General features: G+C 61.4%; 14 protein-coding genes. 7 read left to right on the top strand and 7 right to left on the bottom strand.

The window, feature by feature from the left end; genetic code table 11:
• Positions 1-5: 5 nt before the first annotated feature.
• Genes NWV16_RS01320 through zur form a run of 4 tightly spaced genes read right to left on the bottom strand, consistent with a single transcriptional unit; the run spans position 6 to position 2,805 of the window.
• On the bottom strand, positions 6-719 hold the full coding sequence (locus NWV16_RS01320) for a PA5502 family lipoprotein (protein WP_260521677.1): 714 nt from the start codon (positions 717-719) through the stop codon (positions 6-8).
• A 37-nt stretch (positions 720-756) separates the two neighbouring features.
• Positions 757-1,545 carry a zinc ABC transporter permease subunit ZnuB gene (gene znuB, locus NWV16_RS01315; RefSeq protein ID WP_065260666.1) on the bottom strand — a complete coding sequence of 263 codons (789 nt, stop codon included), beginning with the start codon at positions 1,543-1,545 and terminating at the stop codon, positions 757-759.
• Positions 1,538-2,323, bottom strand: a complete 786-nt coding sequence (gene znuC / locus NWV16_RS01310) for a zinc ABC transporter ATP-binding protein ZnuC (RefSeq protein WP_065260667.1) — start codon at positions 2,321-2,323, stop codon at positions 1,538-1,540. The genes znuB and znuC overlap by 8 nt, the downstream gene beginning before the upstream one ends.
• The gene (gene zur, locus NWV16_RS01305) at positions 2,323-2,805 is read right to left on the bottom strand and encodes a zinc uptake transcriptional repressor Zur (protein WP_065260668.1); all 483 of its coding nucleotides are present in this window, start codon (positions 2,803-2,805) and stop codon (positions 2,323-2,325) included. Before zur ends, znuC begins: the two co-directional genes overlap by 1 nt.
• Before the next feature lie 66 nt (positions 2,806-2,871).
• On the opposite strand from zur, the gene NWV16_RS01300 reads away from it, so the two are divergent.
• Positions 2,872-3,792, top strand: a complete 921-nt coding sequence (locus NWV16_RS01300; RefSeq protein WP_260521676.1) for a zinc ABC transporter substrate-binding protein — start codon at positions 2,872-2,874, stop codon at positions 3,790-3,792.
• A gap of 102 nt (positions 3,793-3,894) precedes the next feature.
• Here NWV16_RS01300 and NWV16_RS01295 read toward each other — a convergent pair whose 3' ends face one another.
• Together NWV16_RS01295 and NWV16_RS01290 are read right to left on the bottom strand one after the other, a co-directional pair.
• Complete coding sequence (locus NWV16_RS01295; protein WP_260521675.1) at positions 3,895-4,848, bottom strand: homoserine kinase; 954 nt, start codon at positions 4,846-4,848, stop codon at positions 3,895-3,897.
• Positions 4,849-4,908: 60 nt separating this feature from the next.
• Positions 4,909-5,199: a DUF2782 domain-containing protein gene (locus NWV16_RS01290; RefSeq protein ID WP_065260182.1), complete on the bottom strand. Its 291-nt coding sequence runs from the start codon at positions 5,197-5,199 to the stop codon at positions 4,909-4,911.
• 74 nt (positions 5,200-5,273) lie between these two features.
• Between NWV16_RS01290 and polA the strand changes: the two genes are divergently transcribed.
• A complete protein-coding gene (gene polA, locus NWV16_RS01285) occupies positions 5,274-8,078 on the top strand; it encodes a DNA polymerase I (protein WP_260521674.1) in 2,805 nt (934 codons plus the stop codon).
• A 410-nt stretch (positions 8,079-8,488) separates the two neighbouring features.
• Here the strand turns inward: polA and yihA are convergent, their stop codons facing one another.
• Positions 8,489-9,133, bottom strand: a complete 645-nt coding sequence (gene yihA / locus NWV16_RS01280; protein WP_260521673.1) for a ribosome biogenesis GTP-binding protein YihA/YsxC — start codon at positions 9,131-9,133, stop codon at positions 8,489-8,491.
• Positions 9,134-9,324: 191 nt separating this feature from the next.
• Between yihA and NWV16_RS01275 the strand changes: the two genes are divergently transcribed.
• The 5 genes from NWV16_RS01275 to NWV16_RS01255 all read left to right on the top strand — a co-directional run bounded on the left by NWV16_RS01275 (position 9,325) and on the right by NWV16_RS01255 (position 14,086).
• The gene (locus tag NWV16_RS01275) at positions 9,325-9,630 is read left to right on the top strand and encodes a c-type cytochrome (RefSeq protein WP_065260179.1); all 306 of its coding nucleotides are present in this window, start codon (positions 9,325-9,327) and stop codon (positions 9,628-9,630) included.
• A gap of 32 nt (positions 9,631-9,662) precedes the next feature.
• Complete coding sequence (locus tag NWV16_RS01270) at positions 9,663-10,274, top strand: c-type cytochrome (protein WP_065260178.1); 612 nt, start codon at positions 9,663-9,665, stop codon at positions 10,272-10,274.
• Positions 10,275-10,485: 211 nt separating this feature from the next.
• Positions 10,486-11,127: a thiol:disulfide interchange protein DsbA/DsbL gene (locus NWV16_RS01265; RefSeq protein WP_065260177.1), complete on the top strand. Its 642-nt coding sequence runs from the start codon at positions 10,486-10,488 to the stop codon at positions 11,125-11,127.
• Positions 11,128-11,141: 14 nt separating this feature from the next.
• Positions 11,142-12,020, top strand: coding sequence for an endonuclease/exonuclease/phosphatase family protein (locus NWV16_RS01260; protein WP_260521672.1), 879 nt, complete (start codon positions 11,142-11,144; stop codon positions 12,018-12,020).
• A complete protein-coding gene (locus NWV16_RS01255; RefSeq protein WP_260521671.1) occupies positions 12,017-14,086 on the top strand; it encodes a diguanylate cyclase in 2,070 nt (689 codons plus the stop codon). The genes NWV16_RS01260 and NWV16_RS01255 overlap by 4 nt, the downstream gene beginning before the upstream one ends.
• Positions 14,087-14,136: the final 50 nt, after the last annotated feature.

The raw sequence follows: 14,136 nt of genomic DNA, 5'->3' as shown, positions 1-14,136 counted from the left end.
TCAATTCAAGGTTTGCGCGGGCTCAGAACCATCTGTGCCGGGACCGTGCGCAAAATCTGCTTCTCGATCTGCAGATCGAAATCCGGATCCAGCTTCTTCACGCGCTTGGTGATCAGTGTCGCCAGCCATGGATAATCGTTGGTGCGCGGCGCCTGAATGCTCACCGCACAATCGTAATTCACCACATCGGCGGCAATCGCGTCGAGTTGACGGCGAAGTTTGCGGCTGTCGGTGATATTCAACGCGACCGTGGTGCTTTCGGCGGTCGGATCGATCACCTTCGCTTTCGGCTTGGCCTCGGCGGCCTGAAGTGCCGCTTCGGCTTTCTCCAGCTCAGCCTTGCGGGCTTCGGTGATCGCACCGTTGACGCCGCCGGTCAGTGCCGGGGCCTTGGGCATCAGCGCGCGGGCACGGCTCAAGGCGGTCGCCGCAGCATTCACATCGCCCTTCTGCAGGACGATCTGGCTGCGACGCAGATAGGCTTCGGCCAACTGGCGCTGGTACTGCTCAAGGGAAGGATCGTTGGGCGTTTCGGCCTGCAAGGCTGCCAACTGGTCTTCGGCAGTGGCCAGTTCGCTGCTGGCCAGGTTTTGCTCCAGCTGTGCAATGGCCGTGGCCCGTGCATCGGGGACTTCGGCCACCGGCGGCGAGCTTTGGCAGGCGCCCAGCAGCACTGAAAATGCGACAAGGAGCAGATAACGGGAGGCGAACGGCTTCATTCCTGCGACTCTCTATTTGCGCAAAAAACGAGCAAGTCTACACCCCTCGACGGGGCAGAACAAAACTCAGCAGAAACAGTGCGGCCGCCGTCACAACGATTGACGGGCCGGCCGGGGTGTCCTTGAACCAGGACAGCGCCAGCCCGCCACACACGGCGAGCATGCCCAGCAGGCTCGCGCCGAGTGCCATCTGCTCCGGCGAGCGGGCGTGACGTTGTGCCGCAGCTGCCGGGATGATCAACAGCGACGTAATCAGCAATACACCGACGATTTTCATCGCCACGGCGATCACCACCGCGATCAGCAGCATCAGCGCCATGCGCAATCCGGCCACCGGCAGGCCTTCGACCCGGGCCAGTTCTTCGTGCACGGTGATCGCCAGCAGCGGCCGCCACAGCGTCACCAGCAACACCAGCACCGCCGCGCTGCCGCCAAGGATCCAGGCAAGGTCAGTCGGGCTGATCGCCAGCAGGTCGCCGAACAGATAGGCCATCAGGTCGATCCGCACTTCATGCATGAAGCTTAGTACCACCAGGCCGAGCGAGAGCGTGCTCGGTGCAAGAATGCCCAACAACGTGTCGGATGCCAGCGGCTGGCGTTGTTGCAGGGTCACCAGCAGCACCGCCAGCAGCAGGCAGCCCACGGTGACCGCGACGGTCGGGCTGACATCCAGCAAAAACCCCAGCGCCACGCCGAGCAGCGCGGCGTGAGACAGGGTGTCGCCGAAATAGGCCATGCGCCGCCAGACCACGAACGAGCCCAGCGGCCCGGCAACCACCGCCAGCGCCAAGCCTGCAAGCAGGGCGTAGAACAGAAAATCAGCCATGCTTGCAGCTATCTCCATGAACGTGAGGTTGGCCTTTCACAGGCCCTTTGACCACCGAACCATGCAGGTCGTGGGCGTGGTCGTGATGGTGGTGATAGACCGCCAGGCTTGGCGCGTGATTGCCGAACAGCTCGACGAAGGCCGGGTCGCCGCTGACCTGCTCGGGATGCCCGGAGCAGCAGACGTGACGGTTGAGGCACACGACCTGGTCGGTGGTGCTCATCACCAGATGCAGATCGTGGGAGACCATCAACACGCCGCAACCATGGCGATCACGCAGGCGAGTGATCAGGCTGTACAGCTCGGCCTGACCGGCCACATCGACGCCTTGCACCGGCTCGTCGAGCACCAGCAGTTCCGGTTCGCGCAACAGTGCCCGGGCCAGCAGCACGCGCTGCATTTCACCACCGGACACGCTCTGCACCGGGCTGTCGATGACGTGCTCGGCGCCCACTTCCTTCAGTGCCGCCAACGCTCGCGGACGATCGACGCCCGGCACCAGCCGCAGAAAGCGCAGGACTGACAGCGGCAGGGTCGGATCGACGTGAAGCTTTTGCGGCATGTAACCGACGCGCAGCTTCGGCTTGCGCCAGACACTGCCGCTGTCGGGTTTCAGCAGCCCGAGCACGGCGCGTACCAGCGTGGTCTTGCCGGCGCCGTTGGGGCCGATCAGGGTGACGATCTGCCCCGGCTCGACGCTCAGGTGAATGTTGTCCAGCACGTTCTGCCCGGCAAACCGGACAGCCACTTGCTCCAGACGGATCAACGCATCGCTCATCAAGCCCCCCGGCAACCAGAGCAGAGACCCACCACTTCGACGGTCTGGGCCTCGACGATGAAGCCGACGTCACTGGCGCTGTGGACGATGGCGTCACTGATGGTTTTTTGCTCAAGTTCGATGGCCGCGTGGCATTCGCGGCAAATCAGAAACTGGCCCTGGTGCGAATGCTTTGGATGAACGCATCCGACGAAGGCGTTCAGCGAAGCGATGCGGTGCACAAGGCCGTTTTCCAGCAGGAAATCCAACGCACGGTACACGGTCGGCGGCGCGGCGCGACGACCGTCCTGCTCGCTGAGCACTGCGAGGATGTCGTAGGCGCCCAGCGGTTTGTGGCTCTGCCACACGAGTTCCAGCACCCGCCGACGCAATGCGGTCAGGCGCAGGCCTTTCTGTGCACACAAGGCATCGGCCTCGGACAGGGCGCTGTGGACGCAATGGGAATGGTCGTGGGGACGGCTGGCAATCGGTGTAATAGGCATGAGCGGCGACGAGCTTGGCTGGAGACGTTATTATGTTACCCGTTCTCGCCTCCTTGAGTGGTCATCGTGTCCCGACTTTTTTCTGTTTTTGTGGCTTTTGTCGCCAGTTTTCTGCTGATCGGTTCGGCTCAGGCCGAAGTCAGAGTCCTCACCAGCATCAAGCCACTGCAATTGATTGCCGCTGCGGTGCAGGACGGTGTGGCGATTCCGGAAGTGCTGTTGCCGCCGGGAGCCTCGCCGCATAACTATGCGTTGCGCCCGTCCGACGTGCGCAAAGTGCAATCGGTGGATCTGCTGTACTGGATCGGCCCGGACATGGAAGGTTTCCTGCCCCGCGTGCTGAATGGTCGTACGCTGCCGAGCGTCGCCGTGCAGGACCTGCCGGGCATGAAGCTGCGCCGCTTCGCCGAAGACAGCCACTCCCACGCCGAAGACGCCGATGAGCATGATCACGACCATCGTCCCGGTACGCTCGATGCGCATTTGTGGCTTTCGCCAGTGAACGCGCGAGTGATTGCCGACAAAATGGCCGCTGACCTGAGCGCCGCCGACCCGGCCAATGCCGAGCGCTATCAGAGCAATGCCAAGGCGTTTGACGAGCGTCTCGATGCACTGGATCAGCGATTGAAGAAACGTCTGACCAGCGTTGAGGGCAAACCTTACTTCGTCTTCCACGAAGCCTTCGACTACTTCGAAGACGCCTACGGCTTGAAACACACCGGTGTCTTCAGTGTTGCCGCAGAAGTACAACCGGGTGCGCAGCATGTCGCAGCGATGCGCGCGCGGTTGCAGGAAGTCGGCAAGACCTGCGTGTTCAGTGAACCGCCGCTGCGTCCGCGTCTGGCCGAGACCCTGGTGGCGGGCCTGCCGGTGAAGCTGGCGGAACTGGATGCGTTGGGCGGGTATACGCCGGCGACGGCTCAGGGTTATGAGCAGGTGCTGGAGAAGCTGGGGAATGATCTGGCGGGTTGTCTGGAATCGCTGTAAACACGGGCATCAGTATTGCCCCATTCGCGAGCAGGCTCGCTCCCACATCAGATTTGTGATCGACACAAAGCCAATGTGGGAGCGAGCCTGCTCGCGAAGCTTTTAAAGGGCGAAAGGCAAAGGTAAGTGGACCTGTTGCCGTTGCGCCAGCCGCTGCTCGAACTCTTTCGGATCGTGAATCAGCACGTCCTGCCCGGCGAAGGATTCCGCCGCGATCAACCGCGACAGCCAGAACCGCACACACGCCACACGCAGCATGGTCGGCCACAACTCGGCCTCGGCCGCCGTAAATGGACGCAGTGCCGCATAGGCGCCCAGGAAGGCCCGCGCACGCGGGCCGTCGATCAGGCCGTCATCGTCCGAGCACCAGTCGTTCAAGGCAATCGCCACGTCGTAGAGCATCGGCCCGGAGCAGGCGTTGTAGAAGTCGATCAACCCGGTCAGGTGCGTGCCTTCGAACATCGCGTTGTCACGGAACAGGTCGGCGTGGATGTTCGCCCGAGGCAGCGCGAGAATTTTCTCTTTCTGTCGGGTGATTTCTTCCAGCGCGGTCTGCAGCAGCGCACGCGGCTCATCGCCGAGGCGCGAAAGAAACTGCGTGCCCTCCTCCAGCATCCAGTCCAGGCCACGATCGGTCTTGCGCTTGATCATGCTGTCGCCCTGGGTCGCCAGGTGCAGATGGGCCTGCAAGTCACCAACCTGCGCGCAATGCTGGGCGTTCGCCTGTTTGATGTGCTTGCCGGACAGACGCGGTTGCAGCAGCGCCGGCTTGCCTTTCAGCTCGCGCAGGGCCACACCGTCGGTGGTCCGCAGTGCGTAGGGCACCGGAAGGTCGGCTTCGTGCAGAACGTCGAGCAGGTCGATGAAAAACGGCATTTCCTGCACCGGGCCGCGCTCGACCAGGGTCAGGACGAACTCGCCCTTTTCCATGCTGATGAAGAAGTTGGTGTTTTCACTGCCGGCGGCGATCCCCTGGAAATCAAGCAGACGGCCGAGCCCGTAAGGGGCGAGAAAGGTTTCCAGCTCGGGCCGAGCCAGGGGGGTGAACACAGACATGGTTGAAAACTGCTCAGTTCTGGCGCCGCCATCGAGCCGGCGCCGGTTGAAATTAAGAAACTACTTCCACTCGAAAATCTTCCACGCGGGGATCAGCATATCCGGCTGGTCCGAGCGGATGAAGTTTGCATCAGTACCGTCCGCGCGCACCAGAAAATAGGGCGGGAAACCCTTCTGAGTCACCTTGATCGCGTACAGGAAACCGTTTTGCCGGTACTCCTGGATGGTTTTGTCACCCTCGGTGCGGATAGTGACTTCCGGCTCCGCGGACGGCGCGTCATCCGCCGCGATCGCAGGCAACGGTGAGACAGCAATCAGACTGACCAGCAGCAAGCGATTTAACGTACGCATGATAACCTTGTCCCTTTGTCGTCAACGGTCCCGCTATTCTAGCGCCGGACCCGCCGAAAAGGTTGATCCTGCTCATGAGCCAAGCCCCCCTCGTCCTGGTGGACGGTTCGTCCTACCTGTACCGCGCCTTTCACGCGCTGCCACCGCTGACCACCTCCAAAGGCATGCCGACCGGTGCGGTCAAGGGCGTGCTGAACATGCTCAAAAGCCTGCGCAAGCAGTATCCGGACAGCCCGTTCGCCGTGGTGTTCGACGCCAAGGGCGGGACATTTCGCGATGAGATGTATGCCGAATACAAGGCCAACCGCCCGAGCATGCCCGACGACATGCGTGTGCAGATCGAACCACTGCACCAGAGCGTGAAGGCGCTGGGCTTTCCGCTGCTGTGCGTCGACGGCGTTGAAGCCGATGACGTGATCGGCACCCTGGCCCGCAGCAGCGCGGCCGCTGATCGTCCGGTGATCATCTCCACCGGCGACAAGGACATGGCGCAACTGGTCGACGGGCACATTACCCTGGTCAACACCATGTCCGGCAGTTCGATGGACGTGGAGGGCGTAAAGGAGAAATTCGGTGTCGCTCCGGAGCAGATCATCGATTATCTGGCCCTGATGGGCGACTCTTCCGACAATATTCCCGGCGTTCCCGGCATCGGCCCGAAAACCGCTTCCGGCCTGCTGGTCGGTGTCAACGGTGGCCTGACCGAGCTCTACGCGCAGCTCGACATCGTGCCGACCCTGCCGATCCGCGGCGCCAAGACCCTGCCGGCCAAGCTCGAAGAACACAAGGAGATGGCATTCCTCTCCTATCAACTGGCGACCATCAAGGTCGACGTACCTCTGGAAATCAGTCTCGACGACCTGCAGATGGGCCCGGAAGACCCGGCCAAGCTCTACGAGCTTTTCACCCTGCTGGAGTTCAAGAGCTGGATCAACGATCTTGAGCGCGACGCCAAACGCCAGGAACTGAGCAACGCCGCCGCCCCCGAGCCGGTCGTCGATCTGTTCAGCGCCCCGGCAACCGAAGCCCCGGTCGCCAGCACTGAAAACCAGTACGAAACCATCCTCGACCAGACCCGCTTTGACGTCTGGCTGGAAAAACTGAAGAAAGCCGAGCTGTTTGCCTTCGACACTGAAACCACCGGGGTCGACGCTCAGCAGGCGCAACTGGTCGGTTTGTCTTTTGCGGTGCGGGCCAACGAAGCGGCCTACATCCCGCTGACGCATTCCTACATCGGCGTGCCGGAGCAACTGGATCGCGACACGGTGTTGCGCGCGCTCAAGCCAATCCTCGAAGACCCGAACAAACTCAAGGTCGGCCAGCACGCCAAGTTCGACATGAACATCCTGGCCAACTGCGCCATCGGCGGCGACCAGAACGAAGGCATCACCGTGCGCGGCATCGCCTTCGACACGATGCTCGAGTCCTACGTGCTCAACTCCACCGCCACCCGTCACGACATGGACAGCCTGGCGCAGAAGTACCTGGATCACACCACCGTGAGCTTCCAGGACATCGCCGGCAAGGGCGCCAAACAACTGACTTTCGACCAGATCGCTCTGGAACAGGCCGGGCCGTATGCCGCCGAAGATGCTGACGTGACCCTGCGTCTGCACCAGACGCTGTTCGAAAAACTCAGCGCCATTCCGAGCCTGGCCAGCGTGCTGACCGACATCGAGATCCCATTGGTGCCGGTGCTGGCCCGCATTGAGCGTCAGGGTGCGTTCGTCGATGCCGCACTGCTGGGCGTGCAGAGCATCGAGCTGGGCGACAAGATGGTCGCGCTGGAGCGTGAAGCCTTCGAAATCGCCGGTGAAGAATTCAATCTGGGCTCGCCGAAGCAACTGGGCGTGATCCTCTACGAAAAACTCGGCCTGCCGGTACTGAAGAAAACCGCCAAGGGCCAGCCGTCCACTGCCGAAGAGGTGCTGGCGAAACTGGCCGAAGACGATCACCGCTTGCCAAAAGTGCTGATGGAACACCGCTCCATGAGCAAACTGAAAAGCACCTACACCGATCGCCTGCCGGAGCAGATCAATCCGCGCACCGGGCGTATCCACACCTCGTATCATCAGGCTGTGGCATCGACAGGTCGCTTGTCGTCGAGCGACCCGAACCTGCAGAACATCCCGGTGCGCACCGCCGAGGGCCGACGCATCCGTCAGGCCTTTGTCGCGCCGAAAGGCTACAAACTGCTGGCGGCGGACTACTCGCAGATCGAACTGCGGATCATGGCGCACCTGTCCCGCGACGAAGGCCTGATGAACGCCTTCCGCAACAACCTGGACGTGCACACCGCAACGGCAGCCGAAGTGTTCAAGGTCGAGCTGGGCGAAGTGACGTCCGACCAGCGCCGCAGCGCCAAGGCGATCAACTTCGGTCTGATCTACGGCATGGGCGCGCAGAAGCTGGGCAAGGACATCGGCGTCGACACCAAGACCGCCAAGGCCTACATCGACACCTACTTCGCGCGCTACCCGGGTGTTCGCGAATACATGGACCGCACTCGCGCCCAGGCAGCGGATCAGGGCTATGTGGAAACGATCTTCGGCCGTCGTCTGTACCTGCCGGACATCAACTCCAACAAGCCGCAGGAGCGCGCCGCTGCCGAACGCACGGCGATCAACGCGCCGATGCAGGGCACCGCAGCAGACATCATCAAGAAAGCCATGGTGGCGGTGGATAACTGGCTGAACGCTTCGGCGCTGGACGCCAAAGTCATCCTGCAGGTGCATGACGAACTGGTGCTGGAAGTTCGGGAGGATCTGGTGGATCAGGTTCGCGACGAAATTCGCCTCCACATGAGCGAAGCGGCGAAGCTGGACGTGCCATTGCTGGTGGAAGTGGGCGTCGGCAACAACTGGGACGAGGCGCACTGAGGCCTCTGGGCCGTGATTTTGCCGCGACAGGGCGTCGCGGCAAGGTCATCGACAGGGCTTAGCGCTGATCGTTCTTGAGCTTATTCCAAACTTTTTTGAAAAGAATCTGAACTAATCTTGCGACAAACCACTCAGAGATACTGAATGGCTGGTGAAGCCCTTCGATGCTCCTATGTTGTGTTAAGTGTTGGCAGATATCTGAACCCCGCCCTAGCGGTTCGGAACTTGAACCCCGGAACTTCTCCCTCCCCATATGAAGTCCGGGGCTTTTTTTGCCTCAAAACTGGCTGTGGCGCCGCCAGACTGCGTTAAAAGCATCGCTAAAAATGCTCATTTAGGTCCCCTAAACTCCGCTTTTTAGCAATGCTTTTGCCTTGCCTGACAGCATCACAGACAGTTTTGAAATCCCCTTACTCTGCCGCCGCTTCCGCACCCTTATCCGCCAGTTCCATCCAGCCCGCCAGCCTGATGTAGGCCTCCTCAAGGCCCATGCGCTTTGGCGCGGAGAACAGCTGGATCGTCACCAGATCGCCCCATCCCTTGCGGATTTCCGACTGCACCTTGAGCAGTGTGTTCTTGGCTGCACCGTAGGTCAGCTTGTCGGCCTTGGTCAGCAGGATGTGCATCGGCATGCCGGCGGCAACGGCCCAGTCGAGCATCAGCTGGTCGAAGTCGGTCATCGGGTGGCGGATATCCATAAGCAGAATCACCCCCTTCAAACTCTCGCGGCCGCCCAGATAGGCTTCGAGGTGACGCTGCCAGTGTTGCTTGAGCGGGATCGGTACTTTTGCATAACCGTAGCCCGGCAGGTCGACCAGACGCCGTTCATCGTCTAGCTTGAAGAAGTTCAACAGCTGTGTGCGACCCGGGGTTTTCGAGGTGCGCGCCAGGCTGGCGTGAGTCAGGGTGTTCAGCGCGCTGGATTTACCGGCGTTGGAACGACCGGCGAATGCCACTTCGAAGCCTTCGTCGTCGGGGCACTGATCGACCTTGGCGGCACTGAGCATGAACGTGGACTGTTGGCAAAGGCCGAGGATGGGATTCTTGAGTTGCATGGGATTTCCGATGTGGGCGGCGCCAGGATTGGGCGCGGAACGCGGTGTCGCTTCCGTTTCAGTGACGCCAGTATATAATGCCGCAGATTTTGTGTGTGCTTTGTCCCGGCGAAGGATGAAGCTCACGAGAGCGACAGACTTTGATTGCGCAACAGAACGCAGATCGCTCTCAACCCTGAAAAGGTCGTTTTATGACGAAATGGCTGCTGGCTGCCGGAGTTCTGATGCCGCTTTGCGGCGCACAGGCTACACAGGATCCGGAAGCCGTGTACAACCGTGTTTGTGGTGCCTGTCATTCCGGCCAGCTACCCATGGCGCCCGAAAGAGGCGATCAGGCAGCCTGGACGCCGAGGTTGGCGAAAGGCATGGGGACGCTGGTGCAACACGTGACCCAGGGTTTCAAGGCGATGCCGCCGCGTGGTTTGTGCATGGACTGCAGTGCCGAGGATTACCAGGCCATCATCCTCTGGATGAGCGAGAGTAAACCCGGTCCATAACTCTTAACCCTTAGCCGTAGTTGGATTAGCTGATGAACAAACTGATCGTGAGTCTGCTGTTGACCGTGGGAATCTCAGGTTTCGCCCATGCTGCAGGCGATGCCGCCGCAGGCCAGGCGAAAGCGGCCGTATGCGGGGCCTGTCATGGCCCGGATGGCAACAGCATGGCGCCAAACTTTCCAAAACTGGCCGGTCAGGGTGAACGCTACCTGACCAAGCAACTGCACGACATCAAGTCGGGCAAACGCACCGTTCTGGAAATGACCGGACTGCTGACCAACCTGAGCGATCAGGACCTCTCTGACATCGCCGCCTATTTCGCCAGCCAGAAAGGCAGCGTCGGCGCCGCCGACCCGAAAATCGTCGCTCGCGGTGAAGCCCTGTTCCGTGGCGGCAACCTGGAAAAAGGCCTGCCGGCCTGCACCGGTTGCCATTCGCCGAACGGCGCGGGCAATGCTGCCGCCGGCTTCCCCCATCTGGGTGGCCAGCACGCTCAATACATCGCCAAGCAGCTGACCGATTTCCGCAAGGAAGAAGCCGGTCGCAACAACGACGGCGATGCCATGACCATGCGCACCATCGCTCGCAAACTGAGCGATGAGGACATCGCGGCAGTCTCCAGCTACATTCAAGGGCTGCACTGAGGCCCGGTCTACGATGGTGATTCGAGCGTTGCGTGTGAAGGACAACCCCCGCCACGTTAACGCTCGATTAATCCATTGCAGCAAGTATAAAAAGGGTGGCTTTGGCCGCCCTTTTTTGTGGCCGCTGCCGTTACACTACAGAACTCATGCCCGCCAGGATCTGTCTGAAAACAGGTCGCGCGAGGCGACCCAATTTGCCCAGGAGTAAAGCATGCGTAATCTGATCATCAGCGCCGCACTCGTCGCTGCCAGCCTGTTCGGCGTGACGGCCCAGGCCGCCGAAGCACCTGCCGCCCCTTACGTCGAACTGAGCAACCCGGTACCGGTTGCCGTGCCTGGCAAGATCGAGGTGGTGGAGCTGTTCTGGTACGGCTGCCCGCACTGCTACGCTTTCGAGCCGGTGATCAATCCTTGGGTTGAAAAACTGCCTTCCGACGTCAATTTCGTTCGCATCCCGGCCATGTTCGGCGGTCCCTGGGACGCCCACGGTCAGATGTTCCTGACCCTGGAAGCCATGGGCGTCGAGCACAACGTGCACGCTGCGGTGTTCAACGCGATCCAGAAAGAACACAAGAAACTGACCGACAAGAACGACATGGCTGATTTCCTCGCCACTCAAGGCGTGGACAAGGACAAGTTCCTGGCCACTTTCGACTCCTTCGCCATCAAGGGCCAGATCGTCAAGGCTCGCGAACTGGCCAAGAAATATGAAATCTCCGGCGTTCCAACCATGATCGTCAACGGCAAATACCGCTTTGACATCGGCTCTGCCGGTGGTGCCGAAGAGGCTCTGAAACTGGCCGACCAACTGGTCGCCAAAGAGCGAGCGGCCAACAAGGCAGCCGCCAACTAAGCGCGGCAATCGCCATGCGCCGCTGGGGAACCGAACGACTCGTCGGCCTGCATGATCCGCAGGTCAACGAGCTCCACCTGGAATCCACGGGCCTGCCCGCAGACAGCCGTTTGCGCTTGCTCAGCTTCAATATCCAGGTCGGCATCAGCACCGAACGTTATCGGCACTACCTGACCCGCAGCTGGCAGCATCTGCTGCCGCATCCCGGGCGCTCCGGCAATCTGCAGAAGATCGGCAATCTGCTCGGCGACTTCGACCTGGTCGCCCTGCAGGAAGTCGATGGCGGCAGCCTGCGTTCAGGCTACGTCAATCAGGTCGAACACCTTGCCCATCTCGGCGCTTTCCCCTACTGGTATCAACAGCTCAATCGCAACCTCGGCCGACTGGCCCAGCACAGCAACGGCGTGCTCAGTCGCCTGCGCCCGTGGGCGATCGAGGACCATCCGCTGCCGGGACCAAAGGGTCGCGGAGCGATACTGGTACGCTTCGGCGAAGGTCCCGACGCGCTGGTGGTGGTGATGATGCACCTGGCGCTCGGCGCACGGGTACGCACCATGCAATTGGCCTACATCCGCGAATTGATCGGCGGCTACCAGCACCAGGTGCTGATGGGTGACATGAACACCCACGCCAACGACCTGCTGCAACACTCACCGTTGCGCGACCTCGGCCTGCTGGCCCCGCAACTCGAAGCGACATTCCCCAGCTGGCGGCCCCAGCGCTGCCTGGACCATATTCTGCTCAGCCCGACCCTGACCCTGGAAAAGGTCGAAGTGCTGGCCCAACCGATTTCCGATCACCTGCCCGTCGCGGTAGAGATTCGTCTGCCGGGTTCGCTCACGGCCGATGCATTGCCCGCGTTGAGTCCTGCCCCTCGCGGAACGCCTGAATGAGCGACGAAGCCCAGCGCTGGAAAGAAAAATACCTCAAGAGCATCGAACAACAGGAAAAGCTGGAACGTCGATGGGACGCCCGGCTCGACCTGCTGCGCCGCGGCCTGGTGCGCAGCACCCTGGCGGCGGAAGGCACCGACCGTGTGGTCGATCAATACATGAAAGAAATGCGCGACGTGATACGCACCGACGACATGGATGCCGGCCTCGCCGCCCTGTTGCCGCGTCTGGAAAAAGCCGTGCTCGATTCGGAGCAACGTCGTGAAACCCGCATCGAACAGGTCAGCACCGCGCTCAACGCGCTGGTCACCCAGCTGCAATCATTGCCGCTGCCGCGGGAAGTTGCCCAGCCGCTGAAGAAATTCGCCAAGCAACTCGACGGTCGAGTCAGTCAGGCCCGGGAAATGCCGCTGCTGCTCAGCGAACTCAGCGGCTTGCAGGGCAAGGCCTTGAGCCAGTTGGAGACGCCGGCTGAACCGGTACGCCCCGGCTTGTTGCAGCGTCTGTTCGGCAGTCGTGACAGTGAAGAAACGCCTGCGCCTGTGGCTCAACCTGCCGGAACTGCTCCGGATGCTCAACTTGTGCAGTCTCCCGCCGCTGCGCCTGAAGCAGTGCCAATGCAGGAAGCGCCTGTCGCCTCTGCCGAGCCTGTTGCCATTGCTGCCGCCACCCCGCCGCGAGCTTGCGCACCAACGCCCGAGCATGCGGCGGAGCCAGAGCCGGAAGTGGTCGCCTCCGAGCCTGTCAGAATCGTTCCCGAAGTCGTCACCGCCCCCGGCGAGCCGGAGGCCTTCGATCCGGAACCTCAGCCACCAGCCGCCGCGCTGCCTCCGGTGTTCGCTGCGTCGACGCCAATGGCCATCAACCCTGATGAACTGATCCATCCCGGTGACAACCCGCCCCCGCTCATCCTCGACAGCCTGCCCTTGCCCGAGCCTATTGCGCAGGCCCTGGCGGCCATCGATCCGGAGCAGTCCGAGCACGACATTCTCTACGCCCTGCCGGACTCACCCGAACCGTCCTACAGCTCGGTAGCCAGACACATCGAAGACACGTTGATCGGGCTACTGGATGACCTGACCCTGCCGGAGCGCCATCGCCCGCAAGCCGAAGCCATGCGTGAACGGCTGAAAAACGGCTTGAACTGGTACGAACTGCTGCCGATCCTCGACGATCTGGCGACCTTGATGCTGGCTATCACCGACAGCGGCCAGCACGAATTCGAGGCTTATCTGCAGCAACTCAACGAACGCCTCGAAGCATTCCAGAGCAACCTGCAGGCCGCCAGCGAAGGTCATGCCGACAACAGCTCTGCAGCGCGGGCGATGGACACGCAGATTCGCGAACAGGTCGACGGTTTGCAGAACAGCGTGCAGGAAGCGGCGGACCTGGACGACCTCAAGCAGGTACTGGAAAACCATCTCGAAGGCCTGCTCGGCACGATGGACCAGCACCAGAAACAACGCGACGCCCGTGAACAGGAAGTGGCCAACCGCCTCAAAAGCCTCGCCGAACGTGTGGCCCACATGGAACAGGAAGCCCTCGGCTATCGCGAACACCTTGAAGAGCAACGCCAGAAAGCCCTGATCGACCCGCTCACCGGCCTGCCCAACCGCGCCGCCTGGAGCGAGCGTCTCGACCATGAAATCGCCCAATGGCAGCAACACGGCAATACCCTGAGCCTGGCCATGCTCGACCTCGATCACTTCAAACGAATCAACGACAACTACGGGCATCTGGCCGGCGACAAGGTGTTGAAGATCATCGCCACCGTGTTGCGCAAACGTCTGCGGGGCAACGATTTCATTGCCCGTTTCGGCGGCGAGGAATTCGTCCTGCTGCTGCCGGCCACCCCGCCGGCTGTCGGCGTCAGGTTGCTGGAAACCCTGCGTGCCGCGATCGAGGCCTGCCCTTTTCACTTCAAGGGCGAGCGGGTGACGATCACCATTTCCATGGGGCTGGCATCGTTCAAGCCAGGAGAGCGAAGCGATCTGGTGCTCAAAAGGGCCGATCAGGCGCTGTACCGGGCAAAAAATGCGGGTCGCAACCGGGTCGAACTGGGCTGAAGACAATTGTTCCATTTCATTTAAATCAGCCCTTTTGCCGTTCGCAGGTG

Source organism: Pseudomonas sp. BW7P1, from assembly GCF_024981055.1.
Taxonomy (GTDB): domain Bacteria; phylum Pseudomonadota; class Gammaproteobacteria; order Pseudomonadales; family Pseudomonadaceae; genus Aquipseudomonas; species Aquipseudomonas bananamidigenes.
This window is presented reverse-complemented; position numbering and strand designations above follow the sequence as displayed.